The organism is Paracoccus liaowanqingii (assembly GCF_004683865.2).
GTDB lineage: Bacteria > Pseudomonadota > Alphaproteobacteria > Rhodobacterales > Rhodobacteraceae > Paracoccus > Paracoccus liaowanqingii.
Map to the genome: position 1 here is coordinate 1,775,874 of NZ_CP038439.1, position 17,811 is coordinate 1,793,684.

The 17,811-nt window shown below is 69.8% G+C and carries 18 protein-coding genes and 1 tRNA gene; 6 read left to right on the forward strand and 13 right to left on the reverse strand.

Features of this window, described 5'->3' with window-relative positions:
* The first annotated feature begins 41 nt into the window (after nucleotides 1-41).
* Together E4191_RS08610 and E4191_RS08615 are read left to right on the forward strand one after the other, a co-directional pair.
* Nucleotides 42-1,025, forward strand: a complete 984-nt coding sequence (locus E4191_RS08610) for a GlxA family transcriptional regulator (protein WP_135313051.1) — start codon at nucleotides 42-44, stop codon at nucleotides 1,023-1,025.
* A 98-nt stretch (nucleotides 1,026-1,123) separates the two neighbouring features.
* A complete protein-coding gene (locus E4191_RS08615; RefSeq protein ID WP_176562671.1) occupies nucleotides 1,124-2,248 on the forward strand; it encodes a Hint domain-containing protein in 1,125 nt (374 codons plus the stop codon).
* On the opposite strand, the gene ftsY is transcribed toward E4191_RS08615, so the two are convergent.
* The 6 genes from ftsY to E4191_RS08645 all read right to left on the reverse strand — a co-directional run bounded on the left by ftsY (nucleotide 2,245) and on the right by E4191_RS08645 (nucleotide 8,979).
* On the reverse strand, nucleotides 2,245-3,291 hold the full coding sequence (ftsY, locus tag E4191_RS08620; protein ID WP_135313053.1) for a signal recognition particle-docking protein FtsY: 1,047 nt from the start codon (nucleotides 3,289-3,291) through the stop codon (nucleotides 2,245-2,247). The genes E4191_RS08615 and ftsY overlap by 4 nt on opposite strands.
* 144 nt (nucleotides 3,292-3,435) lie before the next feature.
* Nucleotides 3,436-5,046, reverse strand: a complete 1,611-nt coding sequence (gene pgi / locus E4191_RS08625) for a glucose-6-phosphate isomerase (RefSeq protein ID WP_135313054.1) — start codon at nucleotides 5,044-5,046, stop codon at nucleotides 3,436-3,438.
* Between the two features lie 8 nt (nucleotides 5,047-5,054).
* A complete protein-coding gene (gene pgl, locus E4191_RS08630) occupies nucleotides 5,055-5,726 on the reverse strand; it encodes a 6-phosphogluconolactonase (RefSeq protein WP_176562737.1) in 672 nt (223 codons plus the stop codon).
* Nucleotides 5,727-5,728: 2 nt separating this feature from the next.
* A complete protein-coding gene (zwf, locus tag E4191_RS08635) occupies nucleotides 5,729-7,174 on the reverse strand; it encodes a glucose-6-phosphate dehydrogenase (protein ID WP_135313056.1) in 1,446 nt (481 codons plus the stop codon).
* A 60-nt stretch (nucleotides 7,175-7,234) separates the two neighbouring features.
* On the reverse strand, nucleotides 7,235-7,774 hold the full coding sequence (locus tag E4191_RS08640; protein ID WP_135313057.1) for an RSP_2648 family PIN domain-containing protein: 540 nt from the start codon (nucleotides 7,772-7,774) through the stop codon (nucleotides 7,235-7,237).
* Nucleotides 7,774-8,979, reverse strand: coding sequence for an RSP_2647 family RNA methyltransferase (locus E4191_RS08645; RefSeq protein ID WP_135313058.1), 1,206 nt, complete (start codon nucleotides 8,977-8,979; stop codon nucleotides 7,774-7,776). The genes E4191_RS08640 and E4191_RS08645 overlap by 1 nt, the downstream gene beginning before the upstream one ends.
* Before the next feature lie 201 nt (nucleotides 8,980-9,180).
* Here E4191_RS08645 and edd point away from each other — a divergent pair, with 201 nt between their 5' ends.
* A complete protein-coding gene (edd, locus tag E4191_RS08650) occupies nucleotides 9,181-10,983 on the forward strand; it encodes a phosphogluconate dehydratase (RefSeq protein WP_135313059.1) in 1,803 nt (600 codons plus the stop codon).
* A gap of 4 nt (nucleotides 10,984-10,987) precedes the next feature.
* Here the strand turns inward: edd and E4191_RS08655 are convergent, their stop codons facing one another.
* Nucleotides 10,988-11,851 carry a LysR family transcriptional regulator gene (locus tag E4191_RS08655; protein ID WP_176562672.1) on the reverse strand — a complete coding sequence of 288 codons (864 nt, stop codon included), beginning with the start codon at nucleotides 11,849-11,851 and terminating at the stop codon, nucleotides 10,988-10,990.
* Between the two features lie 147 nt (nucleotides 11,852-11,998).
* Between E4191_RS08655 and E4191_RS24135 the strand changes: the two genes are divergently transcribed.
* On the forward strand, nucleotides 11,999-12,229 hold the full coding sequence (locus tag E4191_RS24135; RefSeq protein WP_228461180.1) for a DUF1127 domain-containing protein: 231 nt from the start codon (nucleotides 11,999-12,001) through the stop codon (nucleotides 12,227-12,229).
* Here E4191_RS24135 and E4191_RS08665 read toward each other — a convergent pair.
* The 6 genes from E4191_RS08665 to E4191_RS08690 form a co-directional block, all read right to left on the reverse strand.
* On the reverse strand, nucleotides 12,226-12,702 hold the full coding sequence (locus E4191_RS08665) for an arsenate-mycothiol transferase ArsC (protein ID WP_135313061.1): 477 nt from the start codon (nucleotides 12,700-12,702) through the stop codon (nucleotides 12,226-12,228). The genes E4191_RS24135 and E4191_RS08665 overlap by 4 nt on opposite strands.
* Before the next feature lie 6 nt (nucleotides 12,703-12,708).
* Complete coding sequence (locus tag E4191_RS08670; protein WP_135313062.1) at nucleotides 12,709-13,188, reverse strand: UPF0262 family protein; 480 nt, start codon at nucleotides 13,186-13,188, stop codon at nucleotides 12,709-12,711.
* A complete protein-coding gene (hisD, locus tag E4191_RS08675; protein ID WP_135313063.1) occupies nucleotides 13,185-14,498 on the reverse strand; it encodes a histidinol dehydrogenase in 1,314 nt (437 codons plus the stop codon). The genes E4191_RS08670 and hisD overlap by 4 nt, the downstream gene beginning before the upstream one ends.
* A 102-nt stretch (nucleotides 14,499-14,600) precedes the next feature.
* Nucleotides 14,601-15,077 (reverse strand): DUF2948 family protein, encoded by a 477-nt coding sequence (locus E4191_RS08680; RefSeq protein WP_135313064.1) that lies wholly within the window; start codon nucleotides 15,075-15,077, stop codon nucleotides 14,601-14,603.
* Complete coding sequence (gene murA / locus E4191_RS08685; RefSeq protein ID WP_135313065.1) at nucleotides 15,074-16,351, reverse strand: UDP-N-acetylglucosamine 1-carboxyvinyltransferase; 1,278 nt, start codon at nucleotides 16,349-16,351, stop codon at nucleotides 15,074-15,076. The genes E4191_RS08680 and murA overlap by 4 nt, the downstream gene beginning before the upstream one ends.
* A complete protein-coding gene (locus tag E4191_RS08690; protein WP_135313066.1) occupies nucleotides 16,351-16,593 on the reverse strand; it encodes a hypothetical protein in 243 nt (80 codons plus the stop codon). The genes murA and E4191_RS08690 overlap by 1 nt, the downstream gene beginning before the upstream one ends.
* 138 nt (nucleotides 16,594-16,731) lie before the next feature.
* On the opposite strand from E4191_RS08690, the gene E4191_RS08695 reads away from it, so the two are divergent.
* Both E4191_RS08695 and E4191_RS08700 read left to right on the forward strand, forming a co-directional pair.
* Nucleotides 16,732-16,806: transfer RNA gene (locus E4191_RS08695), tRNA-Thr, on the forward strand.
* Nucleotides 16,807-17,028: 222 nt separating this feature from the next.
* Nucleotides 17,029-17,808: an SDR family oxidoreductase gene (locus E4191_RS08700; protein WP_135313067.1), complete on the forward strand. Its 780-nt coding sequence runs from the start codon at nucleotides 17,029-17,031 to the stop codon at nucleotides 17,806-17,808.
* Nucleotides 17,809-17,811: the final 3 nt, after the last annotated feature.

Sequence of the window (17,811 nt, forward strand, 5' to 3'; positions counted from 1 at the left end):
TGTTTGGGTGCCGGACGGACACGTTCGCAAAGACAGCCCCCATGCCCTCCGACAGACCGCGCCGCTTCACCTTCCTGCTTCTGGACCGATTCACCATGCTGCCCTTCACGGCGGCGATCGAGCCGTTGCGGCTGGCCAACCGCGCCTCGGGCCGGGCGCTGTTCGACTGGCGGCTGGTGGGTCCCCAAGGCGACATGGCGACCTGCTCGAACGGCACGCGGGTGGCCGTGGACGGCGGCCTGGATGCGCTTGCCCCGGCGCCGGGGCGCGACGACGTGGTGATCGTCTGCGGCGGCACCGAGATCGCGCGCGAGGCCACTCGCCCCGTGCTGGCCTGGCTGCGCCGCCAGGCCCGCGGCGGACCCGCCCTGGGCGCCGTCTGCACCGGCACCTGGATCCTGGCCGAGGCCGGGCTGCTGGACGGGCGCAAGGCCACGATCCACTGGGAAAACCACGACGGCTTCGCCGAGGCCTTCCCGCAGGTCGACCTGTTCCGGTCGGTCTTCGTGCATGACGGCAACCGGCTGACGGCGGCGGGGGGGACCAGTTCCATCGACCTGATGCTGCACCTGATCGCCGAGGCGCATGGCGACGCGCTGGCCGCCGACGTGGCCGACCAGATGCTGCACACGGCGATCCGCACCGACCAGGACCGCCAGCGCCTGTCGATCCCCACCCGCATCGGCGTGCGCCATCCCCGCCTGGCCGCCGTGATCGCCCGGATGGAAAGCACCCTGGAAGAGCCGATTAGCCCCGCCCAGCTGGCCCTGGACGCGGGCATGTCCACCCGCCAGCTGGAACGCCTGTTCCGCCGCTATCTGAACCGCAGCCCCAAGCGCTACTACATGGAAACCCGGCTGGCCAGGGCCCGCAACCTGCTGATGCAGACCGAGATGTCGATCATCGAGATCGCGCTGGCCTCGGGCTTTTCCAGCCCCTCGCATTTCTCGAAATGCTACCGTGCCCAATATGGCAGCACCCCCTATCGCGAACGCGGGACCTCGGCCTCCGCCAGCCTCGGGTAACCGCCTCTTAACCAAATGTTAAACTTCCGTTCATACCTTGTGGGCCGAGCCCCGCAGCTGCGGGATGCCCGCGTCCGGCCCCTCGAACGGAGATGCGCATGTCCTATCAGATCACCGTCCTCACGCTTGCCGACAAGATCACCTCCGCCACCAACATGGGCAACTGGCGATGGGCACCCTGGACCGACAGGCAACCCATCGTCTTCAACGACCCGGTTCTGACCACGATCCACCTCAGCGATGACGACCCCGACTTCAACAGCAGCTATTACACGCCCGACGAGGACGACCAGAAGCTGCTGGAACCCGCCACCTTCGGCTATGGCGACGCGGCGGTGACCTATCCCGTCGGCACGGGTCTGGCAAATTTTCAGGGATCGATCATCGAGGGGCAGGATGGCAACCAGTTCTTTGCCGTCTTCCCCCGCCTGCTGGTCCAGGGCGATTTCGGCGACGAGATCGGAGATCGCCATTCGGTGCTGATCTTTCCCCTCGCCCGCAGCATCGACGGCCAGACCGTCTTCCCTGACTTCACGCTGGATCAGACCTATACCTACATTTCGTTTCGCAACATCGGCATCCTGTCGGACTCCATGCCCTATGCCGTGCCCTGCTTCGCCGAGGGGACGCTGATCCGCACCGACCGGGGCCCGCGCCCGATCCAGACCCTGCGCCCCGGCGACCGGGTGGCGACGCTGGATCACGGGCCGCAGCCGATCCTGTGGCTGGGCCATCGCCGCATCGACGCCGCCCATCTGGACCTGCGCCCCCAGGACCGGCCTATCCGCATCGCCGCGGGTGCCTTGGGGCCGGGCCGTCCGGGCCGCGACATGCTGGTCTCGCCCCAGCACCGCATGCTGCTGCGCTCGGCCATCGCGGGCCGGATGCTGGGCTCCGAGGAGACGCTGGTGGCCGCCCGCCATCTGATCGGCCAGCCGGGCATCGGCCTGCGCCGCGGCGACCGGCCGGTGACCTACTGGCATCTGCTCACGGGTCGCCACGAGGTGATCGAGGCCGAGGGCGCCTGGAGCGAAAGCCTCTATCCCGGCCCGATGGCACTGAATGCCTTCAGCCCCGGGCAGGTGGCCCAGATCCATGCCGCCCTGCCGCATCTGAGGACGGAGGGCGCGGGCCCCTTCGCGCGGCCGGTGCCCACCGGGCGCCAGGCCCGGCAGCTGCTGCAGCGTCACCTGCGCAACGCGAAACCCCTGGTCCGGGCCTAGAGCCCGACCAGCGCCCGGGCGAAATCATCGGCATCGAAGGCGTCCAGATCGTCGATCTGCTCGCCCACGCCGATCGCATGGATGGGCAGGCCGAAGCGGTCGGCCAGCGCCACCAGCACCCCGCCCCGCGCGGTCCCGTCCAGCTTGGTCATCACCAGGCCCGAGACATCGGCCAGCTTGCGGAAGGTCTCGACCTGGTTCAGCGCGTTCTGCCCGGTGGTGGCGTCCAGCACCAGAAGGGTGTTGTGCGGCGCCTCGGGATCCTTCTTTCGGATGACGCGGACGATCTTGGCCAGCTCCTCCATCAGGTCCTGGCGGTTCTGCAGCCGCCCCGCCGTGTCGATCATCAGCAGATCGGCGCCCTCGGCCTCGGCCCGCACCATCGCGTCCCAGGCCAGGCTGGCCGGGTCGCTGCCCTGCGGCGCGACCATCACCGGCACGCCGGCCCGAGTGCCCCAGACCTGCAGCTGCTCGACCGCCGCCGCGCGGAACGTGTCGCCCGCCGCGATCACCACCGACTTGCCGGCCGCGCGGAACTGGCTGGCCAGCTTGCCGATGGTGGTGGTCTTGCCGGCGCCATTGACGCCCACGACCAGCACCACCTGCGGCTTTTTCGGATAGATCGGCAGCGGCCGGGCCACCGGCGCCATGATCCGCGCGATCTCGGCCGCCAGCAGCTCCTTCAGCTCGGTCGAGGACAGCCGCCGCCCCATCCGCCCCTCGGCGATGTTGGCGGTGACGCGCAGCGCCGTGTCCACGCCCAGATCGGCCTGGACCAGCATGTCCTCCAGCTCCTCCAGCATCGCATCGTCCAGCGCCCGGCGCGGCTCCTCGACCTTGGGCTCGGCCCGACCGAAGAGGCGCCCGACCAGGCCCGGCTGGACCGGCTGCGGATGGGGCGTGGCCATCGGCGCGGGCAGCTCGGTCGCGGGCAGCGGCGCCTCGGGCGCGGCCGGGGCCTCGCCCACAAGATCGTCCAGCCCCGACCCGATCTTGGCCGAAGACCGGGTCAGCCGCTCGCGCAATTTGGTGAAGAACGCCATGATCGAACCTTTCCGTGCTGGCCGGACCCTAGCGGGTCGCGCCCCAAAGGAAAAGCGGCGCCAAAACCCGCGCCGCCCTCATCTTGGTCGAAATATCCCGGGGGGAGTCCGCAGGACGGGGGGCAGCGCCCCCCTTCCGCGCGCTCAGCCGCGCATCTCGCGGATCAGCGCGGCCAGCCGCAGGGTCGAGGCGTCATGCCCGTCCATCGCCTCGCCCGTCAGCAGCGGCTCGACCTTCAAGGCCAGCTCCTTGCCCAGCTCGACCCCCCATTGATCGAAGCTGTTGATCCCCAGGATCACGCCTTCCACGAAGACCCGATGCTCGTACAGCGCCAGGATCGCGCCCAGGGCATGCGGCGTCAGCCGTTCGATCAGCAGCAGGGTCGAGGGGCGATTGCCCGGAAAGACCCGGTGGCGGGCCTGCCGGTCCTGCTCGGCCCCCTCCAGCCCCTTCGCGGCCATCAGCGCGCGCGCCTCGTCCAGCGACCGGCCCCGCATCAGCGCCTCGGCCTGCGCCAGGCAATTGGCGGCCAGCAGGATGTGGTGATGGGCCAGGTCCGGCTCGTGGCCCGTCGCGGCCAGGATGAACTCGCAGGGCACGGGCGTCGTGCCCTGATGGATCAGCTGGTAGAAGGCGTGCTGGCCGTTGGTGCCAGGCTCGCCCCACACGACCGGGCCCGAGGCGACGGTCAGCTCGCTGCCGTCCATCGCCACGCGCTTGCCGTTCGATTCCATCTCTAGCTGCTGCAGATAGGCGGGCAGGCGCATCAGGCGGTTGTCATAGGGCAGCACCGCGCGGGTGGGATATCCGCAGACCTGATGGTGCCAGATCCCGGTCAGGGCCAGCACCACCGGCAGGTTCGCCTCCAGCGAAGCCTCGCGGAAATGCGCGTCCATTTCGGCCCCGCCGGCCAGGAATTCGTCGAAGGCCTCGGGTCCCACGGCCAGCATCACCGACAGCCCGATCGGCCCCCAGACCGAATAGCGCCCGCCGACCCAATCCTCGAAACCGAAGACCCGCGCCTGGTCGATGCCGAAATCGCCGGTCTTGCCCACGGCCGAGGACAGGGCCACGAACTGCGCCGCGGGATCCGAGACCGAGGCCGCCATCCAGTCGCGCGCGGTCTGCGCATTGGTCATCGTCTCGATGGTGGTGAAGGTCTTGGAGGCCACGACGACCAGCGTGGTGGCCGCATCCAGCCCCTTCAGCGTGTCGGCGATGTCGGCGCCGTCCACGTTGCTGACGAAATGCGTGCACGGCCCGTCATGATAGGGCGCCAGCGCCAGCACGGCCATTGCCGGCCCCAGGTCGGACCCGCCGATGCCGATATTGACCACATCGGTGATCTTGCCGCCCGCGCCCGCAAAGCTGCCGTCGCGGACCGCCCGGGCGAACTGGGCCATGCGGTCGTGGATGGCCCGCACCTCGGGCATCACGTCCTGGCCGTCGACCGTCACGCTGGCGTCCAGATTGCGCAGCGCGGTGTGCAGGACGGCGCGGCCCTCGGTCTCGTTGATCTTCTCGCCCCGGAACATCGCCTCGCGCCGGGCCTCGACGCCCGCATCGCGGGCGAGGTCCAGCAGCAGGTCGCGCGCGGGCGCGTCGATCATCGTCTTGGACCAGTCGAAGACCATCCCGCAGGCCCGGGTCGAGAAGCCCGTCGCCCGGTCGGGATCGGCGTCGAACAGCCCGTCGATGCGGGCATCGCCCTGGGCTGCGCGGCAAGAGGTCAGGCGGTTCCACAGATCGGTCATGTCGGTCCTCACTCCGCCCAGTGGACGGTGGCTTCGTCGAGAAAGGCGCGGATCGGCGCCTGCATCGGGTCCAGCGTCTGCGCGCGCTCCAGCGCCTCGCGCTTTTCCGGGCCCATGATCAGCAGATGGATGTTGATGGCGCCCGACAGGATGGGGCGGGTCAGGGTGATGCGCGGCTCCTCCGCGCCCTCGGCCCGGATCGCCATGACCGGGGGCGCGTCCGAGGCCATCGCGGCAGCCAGGTGGTCGGCCCCGGGGAACAGGCTGGCCGTGTGCATGTCGTTGCCCATGCCCAGCAGCACCACCGTCAGCGGCAGATGCGGCGCCAGACGCGCGCCCAGACCCTCGGTCGCCAGATCGGGCGAGGCGTCGCCGGTGTAAAGGTCGATGTACTCGGCCTCGGCCGCCTTCTCCTTCAGCAGGTGACGGCGCAGCAGGCGCGAGTTCGAGCGCTTGTGATCGCCGTCCACCCACCGCTCGTCGCCCAGGACGACGGTGACGCGCCCCCAGTCCAGATCGGCCCCCGACAGCATGTCGAAGACCGGCGCGGGCGAGGTGCCGCCCGGCACGCAGAGCGTCGCGCGATCATGCCCGCGCAGATGCTGCGCCAGCTGCGATGCGATGCGGTCGGCCAGCGACAGGGCCAGCATCTCGCGGTCGGGGTAGACGAGGAATTCCATGGTCATGACCTGATCTCTCTCCACCGGCGATTGTCGCGGTGCATCAGGCGCAACGCCTCGTCGGGGCCCGAGGATCCGCTGTCATAGGGTTCGGGGCGGCGCTTGCCGTCCTCCCAGGCGTGGATGATGGGGTCGGTCCAGGCCCAGGCCGCCTCGACCTCGTCGCCGCGCATGAACAGGGTCTGGTTGCCCCGGATCACGTCCATGATCAGACGTTCATAGGCGTCGGGCATGTCGGCCCCATCCTTGCCGAGCGCCTCGGCGAAGCTCATGTCCAGCGGCACCTGCACAAGGCGCATCCCCCCCGGCCCCGGTTCCTTGATCATCACCTTGAGGTTCATGCCCTCGTTCGGTTGCAGCCTGATGACGAGCTCGTTGGCCTTGGGCACGCCGCTGTCGTCGAAGATCGAATGCGGCGGCTCCTTGAAGGTGATCGCGATCTCGGACGTGCGGGCGCGCAGCTTCTTGCCCGTGCGCAGGTAGAAAGGCGTGCCCTGCCAGCGCCAGTTCGAGATGCGGACCTTCATCGCCACATAGCTTTCCGTGCGCGAGGCCGGATCCTCGGCATCGGCCAGATAGTCGCTGCCCTCGCCGGTATACTGGCCGCGCACGATGTCGGCTGGCTCGACCGGCAGCAGGGCGCGGATCACCTTCAGCTTCTCGTCGCGCACCGCGTCGGGATCGAAGTGATAGGGCGGCTCCATCGCGATCAGGCACAGAAGCTGCATCATGTGGTTCTGGACCATGTCCCGGATCGCGCCGGACTTGTCATAATAGCTGCCGCGCCCGGCCACGCCCACGGTCTCGGCCACGGTGATCTGCACATGGTCGATGAACTGCGCGTTCCACAGGGGCTCGAACAGGACGTTGGCAAAGCGCACGGCCATCAGGTTCTGGACCGTCTCCTTGCCCAGGTAATGGTCGATGCGATAGATCTGGTCCTCGTGGAAATGCTTGGCCAGCGTGGCGTTCAGCGCCTTCGCGCTGGCCAGATCGCGGCCGAAGGGCTTTTCCACCACGATCCGGCTGTCGTCATGGGCAATGCCATGCCCCGCCAACCGCTCGGCGATGTCGCCGAACAGCGCGGGCGCCACCGAAAAGTAGAAGGCATGGACCGCGCCGGGCCGCATCCGGTCCTTGAGCGCCTGCCAGCCGCCCTCGCCCCTGGCATCGATGGCGACATAGCCCAGAAGCTGCAGGAATTCCTGCAGCTGCGCGTCGTCCCGGTCGACGCCGGAATGCGTGCAGATCGCCTCGAAGGCCTCGTCGCGAAAGGCCGCGTCGTCCTGTTCGGTGCGGGCGGCGCCGATGATGCGGCTGGTGGCCGGGATCTGCCGCGCCTGGAACCTGCGGAACAGGCCGGGCAGGATCTTGCGATGGGCCAGATCGCCCGTGGCGCCAAAGATCACGAGGTCGAAATCATCGACCGGAATGACACGCGAGACCATGCGGCTCTCCTTGAGGTTGGCGTCGGACTTAGCGATTGGTAGCGTTAACGGCAATGCGCATCAAGCACCCACCCGCTTGGCCAGGCGCGGAAGGCGGCAGCGCCGGAGCATCTCGCCCAAGCTCATGGCACCGCCCAGGGCGGCTGCCTTGTCGCGGGCCGCGGTGACGGCGCGGCGGACGGCCCCGGGGTCGGCGTCGTGCAGGCCCAGCAGGAAGGCGTCGGGATGGATCGCCCGCAGCCCCAGGCCCGTCATCAACGGCTGCGGAAAATCGCGCAGGTTGGCGGTGACGACCAGATCCGCGCCTCCAGCCAGCGCCGCCTCGACCACATGGCGGTCGGCGGGGTCGGGAAAGTCCAGATCGATCGCAGCCACCCCGTCGTCGGGCTGCACCGCCTCGGGCAGCCGCAGGCGCAGCAACGCGATCTCGGCCCCCGCCACCTCGTCCTGGTCGGGGCCCAGCCTGGCGGCGGCATGGCGCCATTCCGCCAGGATCCGCTCGGACCATAGCGCGTGGTAGAGGCCCGCCTGCGCCAGATCGGTCAGGATCTCGCGCAGGATGGTCGGGAACAGGACATTGGCGTCCAGGACCGCCCGCATCAGTCCAGCCGGAAGAACAGCGTCTTCAGATAGCCCGTCTCGGCCAGTTGCGGCAGGGTCGGATGGTCGGGGCCGGCTTGGCCCGTATGGATCAGCACGCCGCGCCGCCCGCCCCGGCCGATGCCCCGCGCGCTGGCATTGCGGAACGAGGTCAGGTCGGCCGCATGGCTGCAGCTGCACAGCGCCAGATACCCGCCGGGCGCCACCAGCGGCGCGGCCAGCCGGGCCACCCGCTCATAGGCGCGCAGACCCGCCTCCAGCGCGGGCTTGGAGGGCGCGAAGGCCGGCGGATCGCAGACCACCACGTCGAAGCGGCGGTCCTCGGCGGCCAAGCTCTCCAGCGCCTTGAAGGCGTCGGACTGCATCGTCTCCAGCCGGTCGGTGGCCCCCATCGCCTGGGCCCCGCCGCGCGCCAGTTCCAGCGCAGGCGCGCTGCCGTCGACGCACAATGCATGGGACGCGCCCCCCGCCAGCGCCGCCAGACCGAAGCCGCCGACATGGCTGAAGACGTCCAGCACCTGCCCCTCCCCCACAAGCCGCTGCAGGAAGGCGTGGTTCGGGCGCTGGTCGAAGAACAGCCCCGTCTTCTGCCCGCCCAGCAGGTCGGCCAGATAGACGGCGCCGTTCATCTGCACCGGCACCGGCGCGTCGGGGGCCGTCCCGCGGATCACCTCCAGCCGCTCGGTCAGCCCCTCCAGGGCGCGCGAGCGGCCCTGCCCGTTCACCACCACCGTGGTCACGCCGGTCACGGCGACCAGCGCCTCGGCGATCTCGTCCACCATTCCGTCGGCCCAGGCCGCGTTGGGCTGGATCACCGCCGCGTCGCCGAAGCGGTCGATGACCAGCCCCGGCAGCCCATCCGCCTCGGCATGGACCAGCCGGTAGAAGGGCGCGTCATAGATCCGCGCCCGCAAGGCCAGCGCCCGCTCCAGCCGTGCCCGCAGCCAGGCGCCGTCGATCACCGCCGCGGGGTCGGCATCCATCACCCGCGCGATGATCTTCGAGGCCGGGTTGACGGTCACCAGCCCCAGGGGCACCCGCTCGGGATCCTCCAGCACGGCCATGCCGCCCGGGGGCAGCGCCTTGGTACGGCGGTCCAGCACCGCCTCGTCGGCAAAGACCCAAGGGAAGCCGTGCCGGATGGCCTGGGGCTTCGACTTGGGCCGCAGCCGGATGACGGGACGATCGCCGGTCAGCTCGCTCATCGCAATTCTCCTTTAGCCGCCGATCTGCCACGCCCCACCCGCCCGCACAAGCGCCCGCGCCCCTTCATCTTGGCGCAAATATCCCGGGGGGAGGCCGCAAGGCCGGGGGGCAGCGCCCCCCTGCGACGTCCCCGCACGCGCATGGTTGAACCGTTATCGCTAACGGCATATACTGCCGCCAAAGCCAGAGGAGGCCACGCCATGACCCTTCACGCCACCATCGACCGCGTCACCGACCGCATCCGCGAACGCTCGCAGGTCTCGCGCGGCCGCTATCTCGCCAAGATCGCCCGCGCCGCGCAGGACGGCCCCGCCCGCGCGCACCTCTCCTGCGGCAACCAGGCCCATGCCTATGCCGCGATGGAGGATAAGGCGGACATGGCCACCACCCGCAAGCCCAATATCGGCATCGTCACGGCCTATAACGACATGCTGTCGGCCCATCAGCCCTACGAGCGCTATCCCGACCTGATCCGGGCGGCGGGCCAGGCGGCAGGGGCCACGGTGCAAGTCGCGGGCGGCGTGCCCGCAATGTGCGACGGCGTCACCCAGGGGCGCAAGGGGATGGAGCTGTCGCTCTTCTCCCGCGACGTGATCGCGCTGGCGGCGGGGGTGGCGCTCTCGCATGACTGCTTCGATTCGGCGATGTATCTGGGCGTCTGCGACAAGATCGTGCCGGGGCTGATCATCGCCGCCGCCACCTTCGGCCATGTCCCCGCCGTCTTCGTCCCCGCAGGCCCCATGCCCTCGGGCCTGCCCAATGACGAGAAATCCCGCGTCCGCCAGCAATTCGCCACCGGCGAGGTCGGCCGCGAGGAGCTGATGAAGGCCGAGATGGCCTCCTATCACGGCCCCGGAACCTGCACCTTCTACGGCACCGCCAACACCAACCAGATGCTGATGGAGTTCATGGGCCTGCACCTGCCCGGCTCCAGCTTCGTGAACCCGAACACGCCGCTGCGCGAGGCGCTGACGGTGGCGGCGGTCGAGCGCGCCGCCGCGATCACCAATCTGGGCAACGAATACCTGCCCGCGGGCGAGGTGCTGGACGAACGCGCTTTCGTGAACGGCATCGTCGGGCTGATGGCCACGGGCGGCTCCACCAATCTGGTGCTGCACCTGCCCGCGATGGCGCGCGCGGCGGGCGTCCTCATCGACATCGAGGATTTCCACGACCTGTCCGAGAACGTGCCGCTGATGGCGCGGGTCTATCCCAACGGTCTGGCCGACGTAAACCACTTCCACGCCGCGGGCGGCCTGGGCTACATGATCGGCCAGCTGCTCGAGGCCGGGCTGCTGCACCCCGACGTCAAGACGATCAACGGCACGGGCCTCGACGGCTACACCGCCGAGCCGCGGCTGGACGGCGCCCGCATCCGGTGGGAGGCCGGCGCCCGCGACAGCCTGAACGACAAGATCCTGCGCCCGGCCAGCGATCCCTTCGCCAGGACCGGCGGCATGAAGCAGCTGCAGGGCAATCTGGGCCGGGGGGTCATCAAGATCAGCGCCGTCGCCCCCGAACGCCACATGATCGAGGCGCGCGCCCGGGTCTTCCAGGACCAGGAGGCCGTCAAGACCGCCTTCCGCAACGGCGAGTTCACCGAGGACACCATCGTCGTCGTCCGCTTCCAGGGTCCGCGCGCCAATGGCATGCCCGAACTGCATTCGCTGACGCCCACGCTGGCGGTGCTGCAGGACCGGGGCCTCAAGGTCGCGCTGGTCACCGACGGGCGCATGTCGGGCGCCTCGGGCAAGGTGCCCGCCGCCATCCACATCTCGCCCGAGGCCGCCAGCGGCGGCCCGCTGGCCCGGCTGCGCGATGGCGACATGCTGCGGCTGGACGCGGCGCATGGCACGCTGGAATGCCTGGAAGCCGATTTCGAGGCCCGCACGCCGATGGCCTTCGACCCCGAGGAGAGCAGCGAGGGCATGGGGCGCGAGCTGTTCGCCGCCTTCCGCGCCGTCGCGGGCCCGGCCACCGACGGCGCCGGCGTGGTGGTCTGATCCGTCAGGCCGCCGCCGCCACCTCGCAGACGACCTGTCGCAGATAGCCCGCGAAATCCGCGGCGATCTGGCGGGCAGGCCCGTCTGCCACATAGACGTTCAGCCAGGTCGGCGGCAGCGGCGGCATCGCGCCGCCGTGATCCACCACCTCCAGCCCCGGCTGCGAGATCCCGCGCGGCAACAGCGTGACCCCCAGATCCGCGGCGGCCAGCACCCGCCAGGTGTCGTTGCCCCCCTCGCCCGCGACATGGACCCATTCGATCCCGGCCTGATCCAGCGCCCCCATGCCGACCGGGTAATAGGCGCAGTTCGTCGAATTGGCGATCTGCAGCGGCCGCTCGCGCCAGGCCGTTCCCCCCGTCGCCCCGAACCAGGCCAGATCGACCTTGGCCAGGTTGATGGCGCCGGGCGGGGCATCGAATTCGGTGGTCAGGATCACGTCATGCTCGCCGCGCCGCATCTGGGCCTGCAGGTCCTTGGTGCGCGAATCGTTGATGATCAGCTCGACGCGCGGGAAATCCTGCCGGAAGGCCCGCACGGTCTGGGCGACCTTGGTGAACATCCAGTCGCTGGTCAGCCCCACCCGCAGGCGCCGCTCGGGGCGCAGGCCGGTGAACCGCGCCAGGATCGCGTCGTTCAGCGCCACCAGCTTGCGGCTTTCGCCCAGCAGGTCCTGCGCGAAATCCGACAGCACCACGCCGCGCCCGGCCTTGTCCAGCATGGGGCGCCCGAAGGCCTCCTCCAGCCGCTTCATCTGCATGGACAGCGCGCTCTGCGTCATGTTCAGCGCCTCGGCGGCGCGGGTGACGGCGCCGTATTCGGCCACCGCCTGCAGGGATCTCAGCGTGGCGATGTCCAGATTGCGCATGGCGGCCGATCCTTCATTGTCCTTGATGGCTGGCATCAAAATCATTCGTTTCACAGATAGGCCACGGCGGGATACCAATCAAGGATGAAGATGATCCAAGCATCATTCATCTTCATCCCTGATGGATCATATCACCGGAGTTGACCGATGACCCCCAATTCCAAGGCCCTGCTGCGCGTCGTGACCGGCCACGGCATCCTGCCCCGCCCCTCGTGGATCGAACGGATCCTGACGATGTTCGACCTGCGCCGCACCCGGCTGGACCTGGACCGGCTGACCGACGACCAGCTGCGCGACATCGGCCTGACCCGCGAGGATGTCGAGGCCGAGATGAACCGCCCCCTCTGGGACGTTCCCGCCCATTGGCGCCGCCGCTAGAGCTCGTCGTCGCCCTGCCGGGTGGGCGGGCCGAAGCGGTCCAGCATCCGCGCCTCGATCTGGTCACGGGTCTGGCGATAGGCGGCCAGCCGCGCCTCGCGCCCCTCGGCGAGGCCCGTGGGGTCCATGATCGGCCAGTACTCGACCTCCAGATGCGCGTGGCGCGTCATCTCCAGCGCCATGCGCTGGCTGGCGGGCGACAGCGCCACGATCAGGTCGAACTGGCCCAGATCATCGCCCCAGTCCCGCATCTGGTCGAAGCTGCGGCTGCGGTGGTTGGCCAGATGCACGCCGATCTCGTCGCAGACGGCGATGGCAAAGCCGTCCACCTCCATGTCGCTCTTCACGCCCGCAGACTGCACATAGGCGGCGCGGCCGTGGAACTTCTTCATCATCCCCTCGGCCATGGGCGAGCGGATGGCATTGTGGTCGCAGCAGAACAGGACCGACGAGGGGATCTTGTCCTGCGCCATGCCCGGTCAGCCCTGCGGGATCAGCGCGCAGATGAGGGTGAACAGGCGCCGCGCGGTGTCGATGTCCAGGGTGGCCTTGCCCTCCAGCCGCTCCTGCAGGGTGCGCGCGCCCTCGTTGTGGATGCCGCGCCGGGCCATGTCGATCGCCTCGATCTGGGCGGGGGGCAGGCGCTTGACCGCGTCGAAGTAGCTCTGGCAGATCTGGAAGTAATCCTTGACCACCTGCCGGAAGGGACCAAGCGACAGGTGGAACTCGGCCACCTTGGCGCCCGCCTCGTCGGTCATGTCGAAGACCAGCCGCCCCTCGCGGATGGACAGGTCCAGGATAAAGGGCCCGTCGGGCGCCGGTGCCCCATCGCGGCCCGGGACGGTGAAGCTGTTGTCCTCGATCAGATCGAAGATCGCCACGCGCCGCTCCTGCTCCATCTCGGGGGTGGCGGGCGCGATGGCGCTGTCGTCGATCTCGATGCGGGTGATGCGGCTCATTCCGACAGCCTTTCGTTCAGGGTCCCCAACCGAGCCTGAACCGAAGCGCCATGCGCCTGCAAGCCCTCGGATGCGGCCAGACGCACGGCGGCGGGGCCGATGGCCGCCAAGGCGCCCGGCGTCAGCCGCGCCATGGTCGTGCGCTTGACGAAATCCATCACCGACAGGCCGGAGCTGAACCGTGCCGAGCGCGCCGTCGGCAGCACGTGATTCGGCCCGCTGACATAATCGCCCACCGCCTCGGGCGTGTGCGCGCCGAGGAAGATCGCGCCCGCATGGATGCACTTCGCGGCCAGCCCCTCGGGGTCGTCGACGCACAGCTCCAGATGCTCGGGCGCGATGCGGTTGGAGAGGGCTGCCGCCTCGTCCAGATCTCGGACGACGATCAGCGTGCCGTAATCGCGCCAGCTGGCCCCGGCGATGGCCGCGCGGTCCAGCGTCGGGATGATCCGGTCCACCGCGGCCGCCACGGCCTGCGCCATGGCCTCGTCGGTGGTGATCAGGATCGACTGCGCATCCGCGTCATGTTCCGCCTGCGCCAGCAGATCCCAAGCCAGCCAGTCGGGATTCTGATCCCCGTCCGCGATGACCAGAACCTCAGAAGGGCCCGCGATCATGTCGATGCCGACCCGGCCAAAGACCTGCCGCTTGGCCGCCGCTACATAGGCATTGCCCGGCCCAGTGATCTTGTCCACGGGGCGGATCGTATCGGTGCCATAGGCCATCGCCGCCACCGCCTGAGCGCCGCCGATGCGATAGATCTCGTCCACGCCGGACAGCTGGGCCGCCAGCAACACCAGCGGGTTGATGATCCCGTCGGGCGTGGGCACGCAGATCACCAGCCGCTCGACCCCCGCCACCCGCGCGGGGATCGCGTTCATCAGCACGCTGGACGGGTACGCCGCCTGCCCGCCCGGCACGTACAGCCCCGCCGCCGACACCGCCGACCACCGCCAGCCCAGGGTCGCGCCCTCGGGGTCGGTCCAGCTGGCATCCTCGGGCATCTGGCGGGCGTGATAGGCGCGGATGCGCTCGGCCGCCAGCATCAGCGCGGCGCGATCCTCGGGCGACACAAGCGCAACCTGCGCCGCGATCTCCTCGGCCGAGAAGCGCAGCGTCCCGGGCGTCAGGTCCAGCCGGTCGAAGCGCGAGGTCAGCTCGCACAGCGCCGCATCCCCCCGCGCCCGCACGTCGCGGATGATCGCGGTGACCGCGTCGTTCACATCCGTCGAATCCTCGCGCTTGGCCGACAGCATGCGCCCGAACCCGGCCTCGAAACCGGCATCGCGCGTGTTCAGAAAGACCGGCATACGCATCCCCTTTGAAACGCCCCGCCCGCCGCCGTCCCGACCCGCAGGGTCGGCCCCGGGCGATCCGGACGGGCTTCTTCTTCACTCAAATATCCAGATCCCTCACTCGGGGTGCCGCGGCGCCTGGCCCGAGACCGCCGCATGCGGCCGCGTCACGTCGCGCAGGTCCAGGTTGATGCACTCGACCTCAGCGATGATGGTCCCGTCGCCCGCGAAATCCAGCGACAGGCGGCCCGTGCCGTCGGGCCCCGGCTGCCAGCGCAGGGCCAAGAGCGACAGCACCGTGTCGCCCGCGCGCCCCACGCCGTCGCTGACCACCCGGGTCACGTCGCCGATCACCAGGATCGCGCGCACCCGCTCGAAGCTGCGGCCCTCGGTCCGGGCGGCCTCGGCATCCTCCCACCGGAAGCGGGTGACCAGCAGCGCCAGCCGCCGCGCCCTGCGATCATGGGTGATGTCGGCCCCGGTCAGGACCGCGTCCTGCAGCAGCGAGGACAGGATGCGCAGATCGACCTCGTCCTCGGCCTTCAGGGCCAGCGGGCGGGGGTCGGCATCCGAGAAACGGGCGTCGCCGGTCATGAGGCCTCCTCTTTCACGCGTTCGATATGGGCGCCGACGCCGCGCAGCTTGCGCACGACATGCTCGTAGCCCCGGTCCAGGTGATAGACGCGGCTGACAATGGTGGAGCCTTCGGCCGCCATCCCCGCCAGGATCAGGCTGACCGAGGCGCGCAGGTCGGTGGCCATCACCGGCGCGCCGCGCAGCTTCTCGACGCCGGTGACGGTCGCGTGGCCGCCCTGCACCTCGATCCGAGCGCCCATCCGGGTGAGCTCGGGCGCATGCATGAAGCGGTTCTCGAAGATCGTCTCCTCCAGCACCGATGTGCCCTCGGCCATGCACATCAGCGCCATGAACTGCGCCTGCAGGTCGGTCGGGAAGCCCGGGAAGGGCTCGGTCGTGACGTTGACGGCGCGCACGCGGCCGTTTCTGCGCGCGACCTTGAGGCCGCGCGGGGTCTCCTCGACGCTGATCCCGGCCTCGTCCAGCTTCTCGCAGAAGGCCGCCAGCAGCTCGATCCGCCCGCCGATGCACTCGACCTCGCCCCCGCACATCGCGGGCGCCAGCATGTAAGTGCCGAGTTCAATCCGGTCGGTGACCACCGGGTGCGTCGCGCCATGCAGCGCCTGCACGCCCTCGATGGTGATCGTGCCGGTGCCCTCGCCCTCGATCAGCGCGCCCATCGCCCGCAGGCAGCGCGCCAGATCCACGATCTCGGGCTCGCGCGCGGCGTTCTTCAGGACGGTCGTGCCCCGCGCCAGCGTCGCGGCCATCAGCGCGTTCTCGGTCGCGCCGACCGAGACCACGGGAAAGTCGAAGACCGCGCCGCGCAGGCCGCCCGAGGGCGCCTTGGCGTGGACATAGCCCTCGCGCAGATCCAGGCTGGCGCCCATCGCCTCCAGCGCGCGCAGATGCAGGTCGACGGGCCGCGCGCCGATCGCGCAGCCGCCGGGCAGGGACACCTCGGCCACGCCGTCGCGGGCCAGCAGCGGCCCCAGCACCAGGATCGAGGCGCGCATCTTGCGCACGATGTCGTAATCCGCCCGGTGGCTGGTCAGCGCATGGCTGGACAGGGCCAGCACCTGGCCGTCCTGCAGGCTGGCGACCTCGGCCCCCAGGGATCCCAGCAACGCGGTCATCGTGCGGATGTCCGACAGGCGCGGCGCGTTGGTCAGCGTCAGCGGCTGGTCGGTCAGCAGCGTGGCGGGCATCAGCGTGAGGCAGGCGTTCTTGGCCCCGGCGATCGGGATTTCCCCGCTCAGCGGGCCGTTCCCCGCGACGATGATCTGGTCCATCAGCTGTCCTTGCCTGTCTCGCCGCCCGCGTGCGGGGCGGTCTTGTTCTGGGTATCGCCTGCGGCAGCGTTGTCCGCGGCATTGTCCTCCGCGGCCGGGCCGTCCGGTGCCGGATCGGCGGCACTGCCGGCCGAGCGGGCCCGCGCCTGCGCCTTGCGCCGCGCCAGGTTCGCGCGCAGCGCCTGTCCAAGGCGCTGGTCGCGGCTGTCGGGCCCGGCTGTGTCGTCGCGTCGGTCGGTCATGCCTGCCCTGTTACCGCCGCGCGAGGGCCTCGTCCAGCAAAGCCGACGGGCGACGGCGGCAATCCGACATTTCGCCCGATTTCGCGCAAATGCCCCTTGCGCGCCCCCCGGCCATTGTCTAAACGCCCCCTCATCGGCGCTGTGGTAGCTCAGTGGTAGAGCACACCCTTGGTAAGGGTGAGGTCGAGAGTTCAATCCTCTCTCACAGCACCAGGTCATCCCATGTCCTGAATTGCCTGTCATGCCAGCGTGTTGGTCGACAGATCCCTGCCCCAAACCGTGCCGGTGCGCGCCGTGGCGGCAGATCACCTGCCGCATCCCGTCCCATCATCCGCACCCTGCCGCGATCGTGACCGGTGCCCTGCGCAAGCTCCAAGGAACGCCCAACCCTCGGCGGCGTTTGGCGGGCAACGCAGCAACGCCGGATCACCCGACATGTCAGACAGCCCCCACGCCCCCATCGCCATCGTCACCGGATCGGATTCCGGCATCGGCCGCGCCACGGCAGAGGCGCTGGCCCGGGCCGGGCACGACATCCTGGTCACCTATCACAGCGACCGCGACGGGGCCGAGGCGACCGCCGAGGCCCTCCGGGCTCTGGACCGCACGGTCCATGTCCAGGGGCTCGACCAGAGCGACCCCGCCCAGGTCGAGGCGCTCTTCGCCTATCTCGACGAGCAGGGGCTGCGGGCCGATGTGCTGATCAACAATGCCGGGATCGACGCCAGCGGTGCCCATGCCGTCGACATGGAGGATGACGACTGGCTGAAAACGGTCGCCACCGACCTGACCGGCCCCTTCCTTCTGTGCCGCGCCTTCGCCCGGCGGGCGGTGCCTGCGGGGCATGGCGGGCGCATCGTCAATGTCAGTTCGGTCCACCAGGAGGTGCCGCGTGCCGGATCGTCGGCCTATGACGCGGCCAAGGGCGGGCTGCGGATGCTGGCCCGCACGCTGGCGCTGGAACTGGCCGGGGCGTCGATCACGGTGAACAACGTGGCCCCCGGCATGATCATGACCCCCATCAACCAGGAGGCGCAGGACGATCCCGACCTGCGGCGGCAGATGGAAAGCAACATCCCCCTGGGTCGCGCGGGCCAGCCCGAGGAGGTCGCCGCGCTGATCGCCTTCCTCGTCTCGGACGCGGCCTCCTACATCACCGGGCAAAGCTTCTTCATCGACGGCGGCCTGTCGATCAATCTGGGCCAGGGGGCCTGATCC

Excerpts from the sequence above, each read along its gene's own strand:
- E4191_RS08610 (WP_135313051.1), top strand. The coding sequence starts at position 42 with ATGCCCTCCGACAGACCGCGCCGCTTCACCTTCCTGCTTCTGGACCGA.
- E4191_RS08615 (WP_176562671.1), top strand. The coding sequence starts at position 1,124 with ATGTCCTATCAGATCACCGTCCTCACGCTTGCCGACAAGATCACCTCC.
- ftsY (WP_135313053.1), bottom strand. The coding sequence starts at position 3,291 with ATGGCGTTCTTCACCAAATTGCGCGAGCGGCTGACCCGGTCTTCGGCC.
- pgi (WP_135313054.1), bottom strand. The coding sequence starts at position 5,046 with ATGACCGATCTGTGGAACCGCCTGACCTCTTGCCGCGCAGCCCAGGGC.
- pgl (WP_176562737.1), bottom strand. The coding sequence starts at position 5,726 with ATGGAATTCCTCGTCTACCCCGACCGCGAGATGCTGGCCCTGTCGCTG.
- zwf (WP_135313056.1), bottom strand. The coding sequence starts at position 7,174 with ATGGTCTCGCGTGTCATTCCGGTCGATGATTTCGACCTCGTGATCTTT.
- E4191_RS08640 (WP_135313057.1), bottom strand. The coding sequence starts at position 7,774 with ATGCGGGCGGTCCTGGACGCCAATGTCCTGTTCCCGACCATCCTGCGC.
- E4191_RS08645 (WP_135313058.1), bottom strand. The coding sequence starts at position 8,979 with ATGAGCGAGCTGACCGGCGATCGTCCCGTCATCCGGCTGCGGCCCAAG.
- edd (WP_135313059.1), top strand. The coding sequence starts at position 9,181 with ATGACCCTTCACGCCACCATCGACCGCGTCACCGACCGCATCCGCGAA.
- E4191_RS08655 (WP_176562672.1), bottom strand. The coding sequence starts at position 11,851 with ATGCGCAATCTGGACATCGCCACGCTGAGATCCCTGCAGGCGGTGGCC.
- E4191_RS24135 (WP_228461180.1), top strand. The coding sequence starts at position 11,999 with ATGACCCCCAATTCCAAGGCCCTGCTGCGCGTCGTGACCGGCCACGGC.
- E4191_RS08665 (WP_135313061.1), bottom strand. The coding sequence starts at position 12,702 with ATGGCGCAGGACAAGATCCCCTCGTCGGTCCTGTTCTGCTGCGACCAC.
- E4191_RS08670 (WP_135313062.1), bottom strand. The coding sequence starts at position 13,188 with ATGAGCCGCATCACCCGCATCGAGATCGACGACAGCGCCATCGCGCCC.
- hisD (WP_135313063.1), bottom strand. The coding sequence starts at position 14,498 with ATGCCGGTCTTTCTGAACACGCGCGATGCCGGTTTCGAGGCCGGGTTC.
- E4191_RS08680 (WP_135313064.1), bottom strand. The coding sequence starts at position 15,077 with ATGACCGGCGACGCCCGTTTCTCGGATGCCGACCCCCGCCCGCTGGCC.
- murA (WP_135313065.1), bottom strand. The coding sequence starts at position 16,351 with ATGGACCAGATCATCGTCGCGGGGAACGGCCCGCTGAGCGGGGAAATC.
- E4191_RS08690 (WP_135313066.1), bottom strand. The coding sequence starts at position 16,593 with ATGACCGACCGACGCGACGACACAGCCGGGCCCGACAGCCGCGACCAG.
- E4191_RS08700 (WP_135313067.1), top strand. The coding sequence starts at position 17,029 with ATGTCAGACAGCCCCCACGCCCCCATCGCCATCGTCACCGGATCGGAT.